Source organism: Neobacillus sp. S1227 (genome assembly GCF_055385255.1).
Window position 1 is genome coordinate 1,146,423 of sequence record NZ_AP038276.1, and the last position, 15,067, is coordinate 1,161,489.

At 39.7% G+C, this 15,067-nt stretch carries 12 protein-coding genes; 8 read left to right on the top strand and 4 right to left on the bottom strand.

The genetic code is table 11. The annotated features are described in order from the left end of the window. Window positions 1-68: 68 nt before the first annotated feature. Window positions 69-524 (top strand): MarR family winged helix-turn-helix transcriptional regulator, encoded by a 456-nt coding sequence (locus ACZ5AE_RS05775; protein WP_464570319.1) that lies wholly within the window; start codon window positions 69-71, stop codon window positions 522-524. Between the two features lie 68 nt (window positions 525-592). Here the strand turns inward: ACZ5AE_RS05775 and ACZ5AE_RS05780 are convergent, their stop codons facing one another. Beyond that, complete coding sequence (locus ACZ5AE_RS05780) at window positions 593-1,096, bottom strand: CarD family transcriptional regulator (protein WP_464570321.1); 504 nt, start codon at window positions 1,094-1,096, stop codon at window positions 593-595. Window positions 1,097-1,424: 328 nt separating this feature from the next. Between ACZ5AE_RS05780 and ACZ5AE_RS05785 the strand changes: the two genes are divergently transcribed. The 4 genes from ACZ5AE_RS05785 (at window position 1,425) to ACZ5AE_RS05800 (ending at window position 5,821) form a co-directional block, all read left to right on the top strand. Next, window positions 1,425-2,585: a C40 family peptidase gene (locus tag ACZ5AE_RS05785; protein ID WP_464570323.1), complete on the top strand. Its 1,161-nt coding sequence runs from the start codon at window positions 1,425-1,427 to the stop codon at window positions 2,583-2,585. A gap of 296 nt (window positions 2,586-2,881) precedes the next feature. Beyond that, on the top strand, window positions 2,882-3,955 hold the full coding sequence (gene uxuA, locus ACZ5AE_RS05790) for a mannonate dehydratase (protein ID WP_464570325.1): 1,074 nt from the start codon (window positions 2,882-2,884) through the stop codon (window positions 3,953-3,955). Continuing rightward, on the top strand, window positions 3,956-4,792 hold the full coding sequence (locus tag ACZ5AE_RS05795) for an SDR family oxidoreductase (RefSeq protein ID WP_464570327.1): 837 nt from the start codon (window positions 3,956-3,958) through the stop codon (window positions 4,790-4,792). It abuts the gene before it with no gap. A 27-nt stretch (window positions 4,793-4,819) separates the two neighbouring features. Beyond that, complete coding sequence (locus ACZ5AE_RS05800) at window positions 4,820-5,821, top strand: Gfo/Idh/MocA family protein (protein ID WP_464570329.1); 1,002 nt, start codon at window positions 4,820-4,822, stop codon at window positions 5,819-5,821. 94 nt (window positions 5,822-5,915) lie between these two features. On the opposite strand, the gene ACZ5AE_RS05805 is transcribed toward ACZ5AE_RS05800, so the two are convergent. Then, a complete protein-coding gene (locus tag ACZ5AE_RS05805; protein ID WP_464570331.1) occupies window positions 5,916-6,743 on the bottom strand; it encodes a TetR/AcrR family transcriptional regulator in 828 nt (275 codons plus the stop codon). Window positions 6,744-6,842: 99 nt separating this feature from the next. Between ACZ5AE_RS05805 and ACZ5AE_RS05810 the strand changes: the two genes are divergently transcribed. Continuing rightward, the gene (locus tag ACZ5AE_RS05810) at window positions 6,843-9,926 is read left to right on the top strand and encodes an efflux RND transporter permease subunit (RefSeq protein WP_464570333.1); all 3,084 of its coding nucleotides are present in this window, start codon (window positions 6,843-6,845) and stop codon (window positions 9,924-9,926) included. An 85-nt stretch (window positions 9,927-10,011) separates the two neighbouring features. Here ACZ5AE_RS05810 and ACZ5AE_RS05815 read toward each other — a convergent pair whose 3' ends face one another. Then, window positions 10,012-10,749, bottom strand: a complete 738-nt coding sequence (locus tag ACZ5AE_RS05815; RefSeq protein WP_464570335.1) for a YheC/YheD family protein — start codon at window positions 10,747-10,749, stop codon at window positions 10,012-10,014. A 62-nt stretch (window positions 10,750-10,811) separates the two neighbouring features. Beyond that, window positions 10,812-11,921 carry a UDP-N-acetylmuramoyl-tripeptide--D-alanyl-D-alanine ligase gene (locus tag ACZ5AE_RS05820; protein WP_464570337.1) on the bottom strand — a complete coding sequence of 370 codons (1,110 nt, stop codon included), beginning with the start codon at window positions 11,919-11,921 and terminating at the stop codon, window positions 10,812-10,814. Window positions 11,922-12,129: 208 nt separating this feature from the next. Here ACZ5AE_RS05820 and ACZ5AE_RS05825 point away from each other — a divergent pair, with 208 nt between their 5' ends. Both ACZ5AE_RS05825 and ACZ5AE_RS05830 read left to right on the top strand, forming a co-directional pair. Continuing rightward, window positions 12,130-13,728, top strand: coding sequence for a YheC/YheD family endospore coat-associated protein (locus ACZ5AE_RS05825; RefSeq protein ID WP_464570339.1), 1,599 nt, complete (start codon window positions 12,130-12,132; stop codon window positions 13,726-13,728). A 29-nt stretch (window positions 13,729-13,757) separates the two neighbouring features. Next, on the top strand, window positions 13,758-14,936 hold the full coding sequence (locus ACZ5AE_RS05830) for a KamA family radical SAM protein (protein ID WP_464570341.1): 1,179 nt from the start codon (window positions 13,758-13,760) through the stop codon (window positions 14,934-14,936). Window positions 14,937-15,067 lie beyond the last annotated feature (131 nt).

Below are 15,067 nucleotides of genomic sequence, written 5' to 3' on the forward strand. Positions count from 1 at the left end.
TGCAATCAATAGATGTCAAGCAAGTTGACATTTAATAACGGAATTTTGTATAGTAAGTGGCGAAGATCATGATTGGAGTGAATCGTTTGAGTTCCGCCTCTGGATTACAAAATTTAGACCTTATAGATTTATTAAGCGAGCGTCATACTTTGGTCAGAAGAATTTCGGAGAAAGCATGGAATGATCAAAGTGATATATATATTTCAAATTCTGAGTGGTATATCTTGGCCAGGATTTATAAAAAGAGACCTACCATCTCGTATGTTACAAAAAACGTAGACATTTCCCGCCAGGCGATCCATAAATTTATGAAAAACCTTGCTGCAAAAGGATTAGTGGAAATCAGCAATGCAGAAAACAACAGAAAAGAGAAGTGCATCCAGTTAACTGCCTTAGGGGAAGAATGTTACGAAAAAAACGCGGCTCTTAAAGAACAGTTTGAGAATAAAATTGCAGAAAAAATAGGTGCAGAGCAAGTGAAAGTCCTTAAGGAGTTATTAAAGTTAGATTGGGGAATAGAATAACATTGCTAGTTTAAAGAGAAACCTCCTCTTGTTAATACAAGAGGAGGTTTCTCTTTCGTTGAAAATAATTAGTTATTTTCAGTTATTAAATCAATGATCATTTCATTTATTTCTCCAGAAGTCGTATCAAGAGAAATAGCTAATTCTTTAAAGAGGATACTTTGTATTGTGTCCAATAGTTTGCGGTCTTGTTCATAAAGTTTTCTTCCGCGTAATTCGACTTCGATTTTTTGCCTCATAAGCGTATTTACCAATTTGGCAATTTCTTTTCGTTCACCTGAATTTACAATATTCGAATATAGCTGGTGACGGATGTTAGGTTTGTCATTCCATTTTACCCCAGGATATTTAAAGGACTCAATTATTTCATTTGCTTCCCCTCGATCGGGAAGTTCATGCATAACTACTTTACTATTATGAACAGGAGTACTTATTGTTAATTGATTATTGCCTTCCGTAGGATGTAATACATAATACAGGCTGGTTTTACCCGATACTGTTTTTTCACAAATATCATCAATTTTGCATATGCCATGTACGGAATAGATGACCATATCTCCAATACTAAACATTTGATCACTTCCAATTTAAATTGATGTCAACTAAGTTGATAATAACATAATACCATTAAAAAGAAAATTCGTCAACTTGGTTGACGTTGTAAAAAATTTTTGATTTGTTAAGTTGGTCTGTTGGGGTATGCAACGGGAATGGAGCATACGCTGATTGGAATGATTGAACCCTTTTTCAGTATATGTCGAATTTATATTAAATTTTTCTACATAAAATTACAATTACATTACAAATCCGACAGTCTCATTGTTTTTAGTCTAATGGGAATATAAACTAATAATAGTTTAAGAATTTGAAATAATAATAGGAAGCTAGAGGAGATTTGTGATGATAAAAAAATTATTTACATATACAGTATCGGCTGTCGTCCTCGCATCTTTGATACAGGTAACACCTGCTTTTGCTGAACCAGGACATGTTACACAAAGTGAAATTAATGCGACTCAAGGGCATGTCGATGACCTTGAAACACAAGTTCAACAATTAGATAACAGAATTAATTTAGCGATAGAGAATAGTCAAAAATTGAACGACCAAATTCAAACTCAACAAGAAGAAATTGAAAAATCCAAGGTTGAAATTGAAAAAGCAAAAAATGACTTGGAGGCTTACAAACAAGCTTATTCCGATCGGTTAAAAAGTATTCAGGCAGAGGGTAAAATCTCCGTCGCCGCTTATGCAGAGGTTTTGCTTTCATCTAATAATCTATCTGAATTTTTAACACGCTTTTCAGCTATTTCGCAAATTATTCAAAATGATACTGACAAATTGAACGGTTTAAAGGAAAAACAACAAGCATTAACAGATGCAGAAGATAAACTGCAAAATGAGTTAGCTAATTTAAAAAAGAGCCAAGAAGCATTAGCTGCTGAACAGAAACAGATTGAAGAAGATAAAGCTGCAGTTGGGCAGGCATTGGCTGCAGCCCAAAGCCAATTAAAAGACCAACAGGACCAATTCGCTGCTGAACAAGAGGCAGCAAGGCAGGCCCAAATAGCAGCAAGGGAAGAGGCAGAGCGTCAAGCACGATTAGCCCAGCCGCAGCAGCCGGCGCAAGTGCAGCAGTCTTCCGCCAAAACTGCATCAAACCCAGCGCCGGCCCCAACGGTTGCCGCTGCCAGTCCATCTGACCCTAATGCGGCAAATAGAGTTATCTCTTATGCGAAACAATTCTTAGGTGTTCCTTATGTTTGGGGCGGTTCAACGCCGAGTGGATTTGATTGTTCTGGTTTTACATCGTACGTGTTCAGAAATGCAGTTGGCATTAATCTTCCAAGGGTCTCACGCGACCAGCAGAATGTTGGAACAAGAATATCTCCAAGCCAAGTGCAGCCAGGTGATTTAGTATTTAGAGGTAATCCTGCTTATCATGTCGGTATTTATATTGGCGGCGGACAGTATATTCATGCGCCGCAAACAGGTGATGTGGTGAAGATTGCGTCTTATAACCCAGCCAAATTCACAAGTGCAGCTAGAGTATTGCGCTAAAAGAAGTATACAATATGAAAATATACAGAAAAAACGCTTAGAGTCATTCTACTCTGGGCGTTTTTTATTGATTACAAATCTAGTTGGAAAATTTGTTAGTTTAATGAATAAATTATTGATTTAATAAAATTGGGTATGCTAGGATAGAAGTAAATCTGTAAACGATTCCAATGGGCTGAAAGTTTAATCCTGAAAAAAGCATAAAATGGATAAGGATTGCCGACCCGGCATCCTTTCTTTAATAACTATTGCAAAAAAGCACAGTAATGACTACATATGCAAATGGGGGAAAATAGATGAATATGACATTTCGCTGGTTTGGCCGGGGGAATGATACGGTACAACTGGAGCATGTAAAGCAAATCCCGGGTGTAAAAGGAATTGTCTGGGGACTTCATCAGAAAGCAGTAGGCGACTTTTGGGAGAAGCATGAAATTGAGTCTGAGGTCAATTATATAAGGTCCTTTGGCTTTCATACAGATGTGGTAGAAAGCGTAAATATCCACGAATCTATCAAACTTGGGAATGCTGAACGCAGCCGATATATCGAAAACTACAAACAAACGATACGCAATTTAGGTGTATTTGGTGTGAAAGTGATCTGCTATAATTTCATGCCAATCTTCGACTGGACCCGTTCTGAGCTGTTTCGGGGGTTGCCGGATGGTTCCACATCCATGTTTTATGAAAAAGAAAAGGTCGAGAACCGCGACCCACAGGAACTTATTGAAACCTTTTCAAATTACTCAGATTTGACTCTTCCTGGATGGGAGCCTGAAAAAATCGGCAGGATAAAAGAGTTATTTGCGGCCTATCGAGAATTGACAGAGGAGGATTTGTGGAACAACCTTGCTTACTTTTTGAATGAAATCCTGCCTGTCGCGGAAGAGGCTGGCATCAAAATGGCTATTCATCCTGATGATCCACCATGGTCTATCTTTGGGCTGCCAAGAATTATTACCGGGAAAGAGAGTCTTGAAAGGCTTCGGAAAATATCAGATTCTCCATCTAATGGAATAACCTTTTGTACAGGTTCGCTTGGTTCTAATCCTGATAATAATATAGTGGAACTTACTACTGAATTTGTGGAATGGTCTCCTTTCACGCATATACGTAACATCAAAATCTTTGAAAATGGCGATTTTATCGAGACATCCCATTTATCTTCTGATGGTTCTCTTGATGTTAAAGGGGTTGTAAAAGTATTGTCCGACTGTCAATACGATGGTTATGTTCGGCCCGATCATGGAAGACACATTTGGAGAGAAAAATGTAGACCGGGATATGGGTTATACGACCGTGCCCTTGGAATTATGCACCTGCTCGGATTATGGGATGCTTATCAAACGGTGAAACAGGAGGAAAAATAAATGATGCCTTTACATCATAATTTACAGGGAAAAACCGCAGTCATTACGGGGGGAAGTGGAGTGCTTTGTTCTGAAATGGCGCGGGAACTTGCACGACAGGGAGTTAAAGTTGCGATTATCAACCGAACTTTAGAAAAGGGAGAAGCAATAGCGCTAGAGATAAATAATGCAGGTGGACGTGCAATAGCTGTTGCTGCTGATATTCTTGACCGTTCTTCCTTGGAACGTGCGAAGGATGCAGTTATAGATGCATTCGGAGCGGTTGACATTTTAATAAATGGAGCGGGCGGGAACCATCCTGATGCTATAACCGATGTCGAAACCTTCACAGAAGGTCCTTGTGAAAAATCGTTTTTTGAATTGGAGGAAACTGGATTTAATAAGGTATTCTCCAGTAATTTCACTGGCACCTTTGTAGCATGTCAGGTTTTTGGAAAGGAAATGCTGAAGCAGGATTCCCCGGTGATTATCAATATTTCATCGATGAGTTCTTACTCGCCAATGACTAAAGTACCGGCCTATAGTGCTGCTAAGTCCGCTATCAACAACTTTACGATGTGGATGGCAGTCCATTTTGCTGAAACAGGGCTAAGGGTGAATGCTATAGCTCCAGGATTTTTCCTGACGACTCAGAATCGAGATCTTCTCTTAAATGAAGATGGCTCTCATACACCAAGGTCGAAAAAAATCATCACTCACACCCCGATGAAACGTTTCGGGGAGCCAAAGGATTTGCTCGGTACGTTATTATGGCTCGTAGATGAAGAATATTCCGGCTTTGTCACAGGAATTACGGTTCCAGTCGACGGTGGATTTATGGCCTACTCAGGTGTCTAATTTATTAATGGAAAGGGATAATATCAGATGAAAAGGGTTCGTTGGGGTATTTTAAGTACTGCAAAAATTGCTCAAAAAGAGTTAATCCCCGCTTTTGGACGAGCGCAGAATGCGGAAGTGGCGGCTATCGCTAGTGGAAGTGGAAAAGCAGAGGAAGTAGCTGCGAAGTTTAACATTCCAAAAAGCTACGGCAGCTACGAGGAACTTCTTCGAGACCCCGAAATAGATGCTGTCTATATCCCGCTGCCAAATCACTTGCATAAACAATGGACGATGGAAGCGGCAAAGCATGGCAAGCATGTTCTTTGCGAAAAACCAGCGTCGATGACTCCCGATGAAACAAGGGAAATGGCTGAGTTTTGCCGGGAGAAAAACGTGAAATTTATGGAAGCATTTATGTACCAGTTTCATCCGCAGCATGAACGGGTCCGGGAGATTATTGCCTCAGGTGAAATCGGTGAAGTGAAATACATGCGCGCTAGCTTTTCATTTTTACTCGCTCAGCGGGAAGGGAATATCAAAATGGATAAGCAAAAAGGCGGTGGAAGTATTTATGATGTGGGCTGCTACTGTGTCCATGCTATTCGCAATGTATTGCAAACAGAACCTGTCGAAGTCCATGTTCATGCCAAGGTTGACCCGGTCCATCAGGTGGATACCTCAGCATTTGTCTATATGAAACTAGAGAACGGAATGACTGGTTATTTTGATTGCAGCTTTGATATGACATTTAGAGCTGAGTATGAAATCATTGGAACGGAAGGGAAAATTCAAGTCCCACGAGCATTCCGCCCAGACCATCAAGGCGGGGAAGGCCTAGTCATCGTTCAGAAGGAATTCGTTAATAGAGAAGAAAAAATTACCGGCGATATTTATAAATTAGAGGTCGAACATATTTCAACCGTTATTTCTGAGGATGGTGAACCATCCTACACCGCAGAAAATTCAATCAATAACACAAGGGCTATTCAGGCTTGTTATGAATCTATACAAACCGGAATAATTGTTCAGCTAAATTCTCATGAATGAAGGTCCGCAGAAATAAAAGACTTGTCATCCTGCGACATAAAAAAAGTCGAGAGAGTAGTCTCGGCTTTTTTTATTTATATGGATGGCTTTTATTTTAAACTTTATAATACTGGCGAAGCAAATAGGAGATCCATTTACAATGAGGATGATTCCGAATATTCTCAATCAGTCCCTTCACAATTGCCAGGCTGAAGGTCGGTTCTAAAAGCTGCTGCTTTAACAGAATCAGCGATTCCTTCTCAATTGGCTCTTCTATTTCAGCTATTTTTAGTTCTAGAGTGTCTAGGATTTGTTCCTTCGTTATTTCTTCATTCGTGGGCTGCATCATATGGTGAAGCTCCATAGAAACAAATGGCACGACAGCGTTGTTAGCCAGCAAATTTGTTTTTTCCACAAGGGAGTCAGCCAGTAACCTCAAATCTACTGGAATGCTGTAGAAAACAAATAAATGTGAATACATATTCATAAAACTTTTTATAGAATACATTAAGTCATATTTTATCTCTTGGACTCTCTCCCCGTACAAACGTTCAATCATCGAAAGGATAATGTTCTCTAACAATTTGTCATAATATCTCATTTTTTGAATGAGTTCTTTATTAAGTGTTTGCGAATGCTCCTTCATGAGTACCTTGGCAAAGTCAGAATGCTTGTGAAAAGACTGATAAATACAATAATAAAATTCATATAAAAGCTGCTCATCGATAGTATCTCTGACTATATGGTCAATGTCAGTAACAACCTGCATCATAAACTGGTCGATTAAAGCTATAATCAATTCGTCCTTTGACTTAAAAGACAGGTAAAAAGCTCCTTTAGATATACCGCAATGCTCGGTAATTTGCTGTACCGAAGTTGCTTCAAACCCTTGCTCAGCAAAAAGCTCCAGCGCTTTTTCCATAATTAATTGTTTTTTGATCATCTATTGACCTCGCTCCTATGGTCTTTAATTGACAAATGACTGATTGGTCATTATTATAAGGAATTGAGTTCATTAAGTCAATTTAGGGCAGGTGTAATAGTGAAAGGGTTAGTCAATTTTGTCTTGAGAAATAAACTAGCAGTTTGGTTATTGACTATCATCATTACGGTATCTGGTATTTATTCGGGATTACGAATGAAAACCGAGATGATTCCCGATATTTCCATTCCGTATTTAATGGTGACGGACGTTTATCCTGGGGCCACCCCAGAACAGGTCATGAAGGACATCTCCATGCCAATTGAAAAAGCAGCGGAGGGACTTGATCATGTAAAAGCCGTTTATTCCAATTCCTATTCAAATATGGCGAGCGTTCAGGTTGAATACGAATATGGTATCGATATGGATGAGGCAAAGCGTGAATTAAAATCGGCATTGGATTCATTGAAATTGCCGGAAGGGGCACAGAAACCGACGACAACTGCCATCAGCATGAATATGATGCCTGTCGTTGCGCTAAGTGTCAGCAGTTCAAAAGAGGATATTGTTGAGCTTACATCAACCGTTGAGGAAAGCTTGGTTCCTAAAATCGAGAAACTTGATGGTGTAGCATCGGCAACCATTACCGGTCAGCATATTGACGAAGTAGACCTTACGTACAATAAGGCGAAACTGGCTGAGTTAGGTTTAACTGAAGATAAAGTAAAGCAAATGATCCAAGCAAGCAACATGGCCGTTTCCTTAGGACTTTACCAGTTTAAAGAAGGGGAGCAGGCTGTAGCAATTGATGGAAAGTTCATGACGGTGGATGAACTAAATAATATGCTAATTCCTGTTACACCATCAGCAGCTAATCCATCACCCGTTGTGAAACTTGGCGATATTGCTGAGGTTAAGACAATCGGTAAGGTGCAATCAATTTCCCGAACAAACGGCAAAGACGCGATTGCTATTCAAATTGTCAAAGCTCAGCAGGCTAATACTGTTGATGTTGTTAATAAGGTAAAGAAACTAATAAAAGATGAAAAGGCTAAATATGAGGGGCTTACTATCGATGTAACCCTTGACCAAGGAAAACCAATTCAGGAATCCGTCAACACGATGGTAGAAAAGGCCGTATTTGGCGGGTTGATCGCAGTTCTAATCATCTTATTATTCTTGCGTGATTTTAAATCGACAATTATCTCCATCATTTCGATACCAGTTTCCATTCTCATGGCATTGCTGATATTAAACTGGATGGATATCACCTTGAATATTATGACGCTCGGCGCGGTAACAGTCGCTATCGGCAGGGTGATCGATGACTCAATAGTAGTTGTGGAAAATATATATCGACGCCTGCATCTAAAGGAAGAGAAGTTGACAGGGCGCGCCTTGGTCCGCGAAGCGACCATTGAAATGTTCAAACCGATTATGTCCTCGACATTGGTTACGGTCGCCGTTTTTGCACCGCTGATTTTCGTAGGCGGTATGGTTGGTGAATTGTTCACACCGTTTGCCTTAACGATGGCATTTTCACTTGGAGCCTCATTGCTGGTGGCAATTACCATCGTTCCTGCTCTTTCGCATTTCTTATTCAGGAAAAAATTATACAGCGAGAAGACGGCAATCCGGCATAAAAATGCCGGGGAGCTTGCCGAATGGTATAAGTGGTTTTTGGAGAAAGCCCTTAACCACAAAGTCATCGCTTCTATTCTGGCTGTACTGTTATTAGCCGGCAGCTTAGCATTAACACCATTAATAGGTTTCAGTTTCATGGGCAGCGAAGAAGATAAGGTCATGTACCTAACGTACACACCAAAAGCCGGTGAACTACATGAACAGACATTGGAAAATGTTAAAGCGGTTGAAGAAAAAATGCTGAAACGTAAAGATATTGATATTGTTCAAATATCCATTACCGAAGAAGGAGACCCGCAGAGGGCCATGATGGGCGGCGGATCTAAGGGGGGATTAATGTATCTGATTTTTGATCCGGATACGAAGAACTTCCCGTCCGTTAAGGAGAAGATTGAAAAGTATGTAACAGGTCTTGGCAAATCGGGAACATGGAAGAGCCAGAACTTCTCATCAATGTCGGGATCGACCAATGAAGTAAGCTATACGTTCTACAGTGAAAATTTAAACAAACTGAATGATTCGGTTAAGAAAGTCGAGTCGGTACTGAAGAAACATAAAGATTTAAAAGATGTTACTTCAACGGCCGAGGATGCTTATGTTGAGTATACGTTCCGGGTTGACCAAGCTCATCTGCTAAAGTATGGATTAACAACTGGGCAGCTGGTTATGATGTTAAATCCGCAGCAAACGAAGGATGTTTTAACGACTGTTGAAAAAGATGGGAAGGCATTAGATGTCATCGTTCAACAGGAACAAACGGCACAGCCAGAATCTATCGATGAGATGCTTTCTAAACAGGTACCAACGGCAGTGGGGGCAAATGTGCCGCTCTCTGAGTTAGTTACTGTCAAGAAGGGGACCACGATGAATACACTGGCGCGCAGTAAAGGTGAATACTATGCTACCGTTTCAGCAACAATCAAAGGTGAGGATATTTCGAAAGTAACCGCTAAGGTTGGTAAAGAAGTAGATAAATTGGATCTCCCTAAGGGAGTAACTGTTGGCGTTGCAGGTGTCCAAGCAGATATGACGGAAACCTTTACCCAGCTAGGAGCGGCAATGGCAGCAGCGATTGCAATCGTCTACTTCATCCTTGTTGTGACTTTCCGTGAAGGTGTTGCACCGTTTTCAATTTTATTCTCGCTGCCGTTTGCTGTAATAGGTTCCTTTGTGGGCTTGTTAATAGCAGGAGAAACCATTTCTGTATCAGTCATGATGGGGCTGTTGATGCTGATTGGTATAGTTGTCACGAACGCCATAGTGCTTGTAGACAGGATTATTCATATGGAACGTGATGGATTAGTTATGCGGAAGGCGGTTTTAGAGGCAGGAGCGACACGTCTTCGCCCAATCCTCATGACTGCTATTGCGACCATTGGAGCGTTAATCCCATTGGCACTTGGTGAAGGCGGCGGAGGATTAATCTCGAAAGGCCTTGCCATTACTGTTATCGGGGGCTTAGCAAGTTCAACGCTTTTAACCCTAATAGTTGTGCCAATTGTCTATGAAGTGCTGTCTAAACTATTTAAGAAAAATCGTAGAGAAATAGAAGAAAATTAAAAATCTGGGCCCTGCAGGATGGAGTGAGTATCTTGCAGGGTATTTGTTTTTTTGTTCACCTTCCCGCATTCTTATCTAAGATTTATTAATTTTCAAGTGGATTTCTTGCTTTTCTAAGGACTTCCCGCTCTTTGGCCACTAACTCTCTGTATATTCGCGGATCACCCAATTTGCGAAACATGGCATGATCGGGCATAGTGTTTGCTTCAATAAACCAAATGTGCCCTTTTTTATCAATGGCCATATCAATACCTAAAGTATAAAAGGAAAAGTGGTCATCAAAGATTGCACAAATTTTGGAACACACATTAGTTAATTCGGTGAGGGCTTTTTTATAATCAAATAGATGTTTATTAACTGCCAGCGCTTGTTCGGCAGATATGATAATCCCCCCCCTGGCGTGATTAGTCACAATCATCTGGGGAGGTGAAATTTTGGCACACCAAGCAGTCTTTTCCCAACTGCCGTTCACTTTGTGCATGATAATCCGAAAGTCAAAAGGGCGTTCCAGAACGGTAGCAAGCTCGATACCCTGTTGGATGATATACCTTTTTCCTGGAATCATTTTTTCTTTTACAGAGATTAAAGCTTGTTCAATAGTTTTATATTTTTCAGCATCATTATGATAATGGACTTCATAAAAAGGGCCGTCGATCTTCCTTAAACGAACAATTCCAGTTCCAATTCTCCCTTTATTGGGTTTAATAAACAGAGTTGGATAGGTTTCTATCATACTGATTACCCTTTGTTCAGTAAACCATTCAGTAACCGGTACATGTTTTTTAACATCAGGATGATTGAGCAGCACTAAAGTTTTTTTCATTTTATTGTTTAGAGGCCTATGCATAGGTAACCCCCTTCATGTGATATTCAGACGACTTAAGTTTAGGGCTGTTTTCCATACTTTTCATTTAAATATTGGGAAGTAAGACTCATGTTCATTCGATTTGATCCTTTGATGAGGATCGCCAAATGTGGGGTCATGGTGTTGTCTAAAAACTCATGTAATTGTTCACGATCATCGAAATGATAAATCCGTTCTTTATCGTATCCGGATTCTACTGCACCGTCACCAATCCACTTTGCTTCTTCTCCGAAGGTTAATATTAATTCAATCCCTTTTCCGTTCAAATACCTTCCTACCTCTTTATGTCCTTCCATTGAATAGGCGCCAAGCTCCAGCATGGTTCCAAGGATCACTAATTTCTTTTTTGTTTCTGCAATCTTAGTTAAGACATCGATTGCTGCTTTTGCTGCCGGTGGATTAGAACTGAAACTATCATCAATAAGAAGGGAGTGATTGCTTAATTCAATCATATTTAACCTGTGCAAAGGAACTGGTGCACTTTGTAAACCTGTTTTAATATCCGAAGAAGTAAAGTGAAGACGATGGGCGACTGCTATTGCAAATAAAGCATTCATAACATTATGCACACCGAAAAACGGAATAATAAACTCTTCTAGATGTCCGTCCAATTGAACTTCAAAACTCATTCCATTCGGCAGGAACTTTATATTATTAGCCTTGTAATCACAATCATTTTGAATGCCAATCGTAATGATTTCACCCTGGAAATTCCCGGTCTGCAATAATTTTGAATTCTCATCATCACCGTTGAGGAACAGAAGCCCATCCTGTTTCATATACTTAATGAGAGCTGATTTTGATTTAGCGATTTTTATCACGCTATTTCCTAATACCCCGAAATGTGCTGCACCTACATTCGTAATAATTCCAATATTCGGTTCGATAAAACTGCAATGAATTTTCCCAGATCTTTTCCGACCCATGCCATATTCTAGAACAGCAGCCTGATGTGCAGGTTTAATTAGACTCGCATGACGTTGTGTATGATAACGCTGATTTCTGTTCTTTTTCGATTTAAAAATATTCCACTTGGTTGCCAAAATCGAAGCTATCATCTCTTTCGTCGTTGTTTTTCCTGCACTGCCAGTTACAGCAATTGTAGGTATGGATAAACGGAGAGGATACATAGATAATCCCCCTAATTATGAATTTTTTACAGTATATACTATGGTTTCCCTTGAAATTGGTTTAGCCAATTGGCAAGCTTTTTCACCCATTTTTTATTTCATATAAACGAATGCACATTTTAACTATGTAATGTTAACTTCGTTCCTTTTCGTGCCAAGATTTCATACTATGCAAAAGATAGTGCACACAAAGAGGGAGGCAAAGCAGTTGAGTATTTTGGTACGGCCCAGTATTGGTGTCTTAGTTAACCACTCGGTAGTGAGCCATTTAAAAAAACAAAAAGAACTCTTTAAAGGTCATAAAAGATATGCAGAACTAGCCGAAGCGAGCAAGGATGCAGATGTGATCCTTTTTTACTTTTCTATAAAAAACTTTGACTTTAAGAATAATCTTATTTGCGGTACTTATTTTGATGTGGATTTAAATAAATGGAAGCAAGAAAAATTTCCTTTTCCTAACATTTTTTGTAATTGTCTGAAAAAGGGAGGCCCAAGTAAATTTATTGAAGCATATATAGAGGATATCTTAATAAAACATGGTGCGGTAAAAGTTAATTCTGATCTGCTCTTCAATAATCAGGAGGCTCGGGTAAGTTTAAGTCAAATCGTTATGGACGAATCTTTGGTAATGCAGCAAGAGGAGAACACTTTAGCTACAGTGGATATGTCAGAATTCAATACTTCCAATCTGCCGGTCATTGGTGTTTTTGTTGACCATGCTGTCATCGGGAGATTAAATAAACAAAAAAGCGGCTTTAAAAGCTACCCAAGGCTTGAAGCGCTTGCAAAAGCAGGCTTTGAATCAAATGCAACCCTCTATTACTTTTCCACAAACAACTTTGATTTTAGGCAGAATCTCATCTTCGGAACTAGATTTAATTTCGAATTGAACAAATGGGAACAGCGGTATTTTCCTTTGCCAGATGTTCTCTATAATCGCCGGGCAGGGGGAGGACCAAGCAGGTTTATTTTCGAGCACATTGAACAAATATTTGAAGAGCATCAAGTGGTTAAGATTAATTCTAAATCGTACTTTGACAAATGGGAGGTTTATGAAGATTTAAGTCAAAACTCCGAGTTAAGGAAATACCTTCCTTATTCTATTGTGTATGAGAAAGAAAGACATTTGAAAAAGTTTTTGGAGAAGAATGATGAAGCCTATTTAAAAGGCGCGCGCGGCGGACGTGGGAAGTGGATTTTTCGGGTTCGGAAATTGCCAGAAGAGAAATTTGAATATAGTTACTATGTGAATGACGTGTTGTCAATTGGTCAAGTAGAATGGGCTCAATTAATTGAAGAGATTCAAAAGTTTTACGGTGGAAGGAAATTTATCATCCAAAAGGCCATCAATCTATTGAAAGTAGAGGACAGTAAAGTTGATTTTCGTGCCGAATTACAAAGAGATGGGGAAGGAAAGCTTAATATTCTTGGTGTTTGTTCAAGAATTGGAATAAGTCAATCTCCTATCACTATTCATTCCTCAGCGTATCCAATCGAGTTTTTCTTTAAGGAATTCTTACAATATCCGGATGAAAAGATAAATAAATTAACGGGAAAAATCCACAAATTTCTAACTGAAATTTATATTGCTTTAGAAAAAGTATATGGAGTATTTGGGGAAATTGGCATTGACTTTGGAATTGATCAGGATGAAGAGATTTGGTTTATCGAACCAAATTCTAAATCGGCAAAGGTTTCACTTATGAAAGCCTATGATGATAAGACATTTTATCATGCTTTTCTAAATCCGGTATTATTCTCGAAATATTTATTCGATAAGAAAAATCGCAAAACTTTAGATTCATAGCTTATCAGTACCAAAATGGGGGATTTAGGATGGATAAACAACCGAAATATATAACAAACATTAATAAAATACCAAACCTAAGTGAAGAGGAAAAAAGCACACTTAAGGCGGTTACTGAAAAATTTGTTTTCCGGGTAAATGACTACTATCTAAATCTTATTGACTGGTCTGATCCAAATGACCCGCTTCGCAAACTAGTCATTCCCGCCGCTGAGGAATTAAACGAGTACGGCAGATGGGACGCATCTGATGAGGATACAAACTATGTAGTCGAAGGGTGCCAGCATAAATATTCCACCACAGCGCTGCTTTTAGTGTCTGAAGTCTGTGGTGCTTATTGCAGATATTGTTTTCGCAAGCGCTTGTTTCGTTCTGATGTGAAAGAAGCGATGACTGATGTGACTCCAGGTCTAGAATACATTAGAAATACACCGGAAATTAATAACGTCTTGTTAACAGGGGGGGACCCCCTGATGCTGGGTACACCAAAGTTACGCTGGCTTCTTGAAAGTCTGCGTGAAATTGATCATGTGAAAATCATCAGGATTGGCTCCAAAATTCCTGTTTTTAATCCAATGCGGATTTCCGAGGACAAAGAGTTGTTGGCGTTACTTAAAGAACATTCTTCCGTTAACAAAAGAATATATGTAATGGCTCACATTAATCATCCACGCGAACTAACACCACAGGCCCTTAAAGCCATTGATACCCTCCATGAAGCTGGGGTGGTGGTTGTCAATCAAACACCGGTCCTAAGGGGTATTAACGACGATCCGACTGTTCTCGGCGAATTGCTGGATAAACTATCTTGGGCAGGAGTCACGCCTTATTACTTTTTCATTAATCGGCCGGTAGCCGGAAATTCTTCGTTTGTTCTTCCTTTGGAAGAGGCATACAAAATCGTGGAGGAAGCGAAAGCGAAGACCTCTGGCCTTGGCAAACGTGTCAAATTGGTCATGAGTCATACTTCTGGGAAGATTGAAATTCTTGCCATTGAGAATGGAATGGCATTCTTGAAATATCACCAATCGCGTGATGGAGAATATGGGAAGCTGATGGTTTTAGAGTGTCCGCCAGATGCATCATGGTTTGATGACCTGCCAAGTAACGAACAATACTGGAAAAAACCAAGCAAAAAGACAGATCGAGTTGTCTCTGTAAATGAATTGCCGCCTGTCCCCGAAAAAAAACGTCCCCGTGAACAATAGTGTTATGTAATATACAGTCCTGCGGACAATAAAAAAACCGGGTAACCTGTGCCTTAGTTTTGAAAGTGATTTTAAAGCAAAAGGGGCTTTGGTTGGCCGGTATTCTTATTGGCTGAAGAAAGGTGCTGATG

Excerpts from the sequence above, each read along its gene's own strand:
- ACZ5AE_RS05775 (WP_464570319.1), top strand. The coding sequence starts at position 69 with ATGATTGGAGTGAATCGTTTGAGTTCCGCCTCTGGATTACAAAATTTA.
- ACZ5AE_RS05780 (WP_464570321.1), bottom strand. The coding sequence starts at position 1,096 with ATGTTTAGTATTGGAGATATGGTCATCTATTCCGTACATGGCATATGC.
- ACZ5AE_RS05785 (WP_464570323.1), top strand. The coding sequence starts at position 1,425 with ATGATAAAAAAATTATTTACATATACAGTATCGGCTGTCGTCCTCGCA.
- uxuA (WP_464570325.1), top strand. The coding sequence starts at position 2,882 with ATGAATATGACATTTCGCTGGTTTGGCCGGGGGAATGATACGGTACAA.
- ACZ5AE_RS05795 (WP_464570327.1), top strand. The coding sequence starts at position 3,956 with ATGATGCCTTTACATCATAATTTACAGGGAAAAACCGCAGTCATTACG.
- ACZ5AE_RS05800 (WP_464570329.1), top strand. The coding sequence starts at position 4,820 with ATGAAAAGGGTTCGTTGGGGTATTTTAAGTACTGCAAAAATTGCTCAA.
- ACZ5AE_RS05805 (WP_464570331.1), bottom strand. The coding sequence starts at position 6,743 with ATGATCAAAAAACAATTAATTATGGAAAAAGCGCTGGAGCTTTTTGCT.
- ACZ5AE_RS05815 (WP_464570335.1), bottom strand. The coding sequence starts at position 10,749 with ATGAAAAAAACTTTAGTGCTGCTCAATCATCCTGATGTTAAAAAACAT.
- ACZ5AE_RS05820 (WP_464570337.1), bottom strand. The coding sequence starts at position 11,921 with ATGTATCCTCTCCGTTTATCCATACCTACAATTGCTGTAACTGGCAGT.
- ACZ5AE_RS05830 (WP_464570341.1), top strand. The coding sequence starts at position 13,758 with ATGGATAAACAACCGAAATATATAACAAACATTAATAAAATACCAAAC.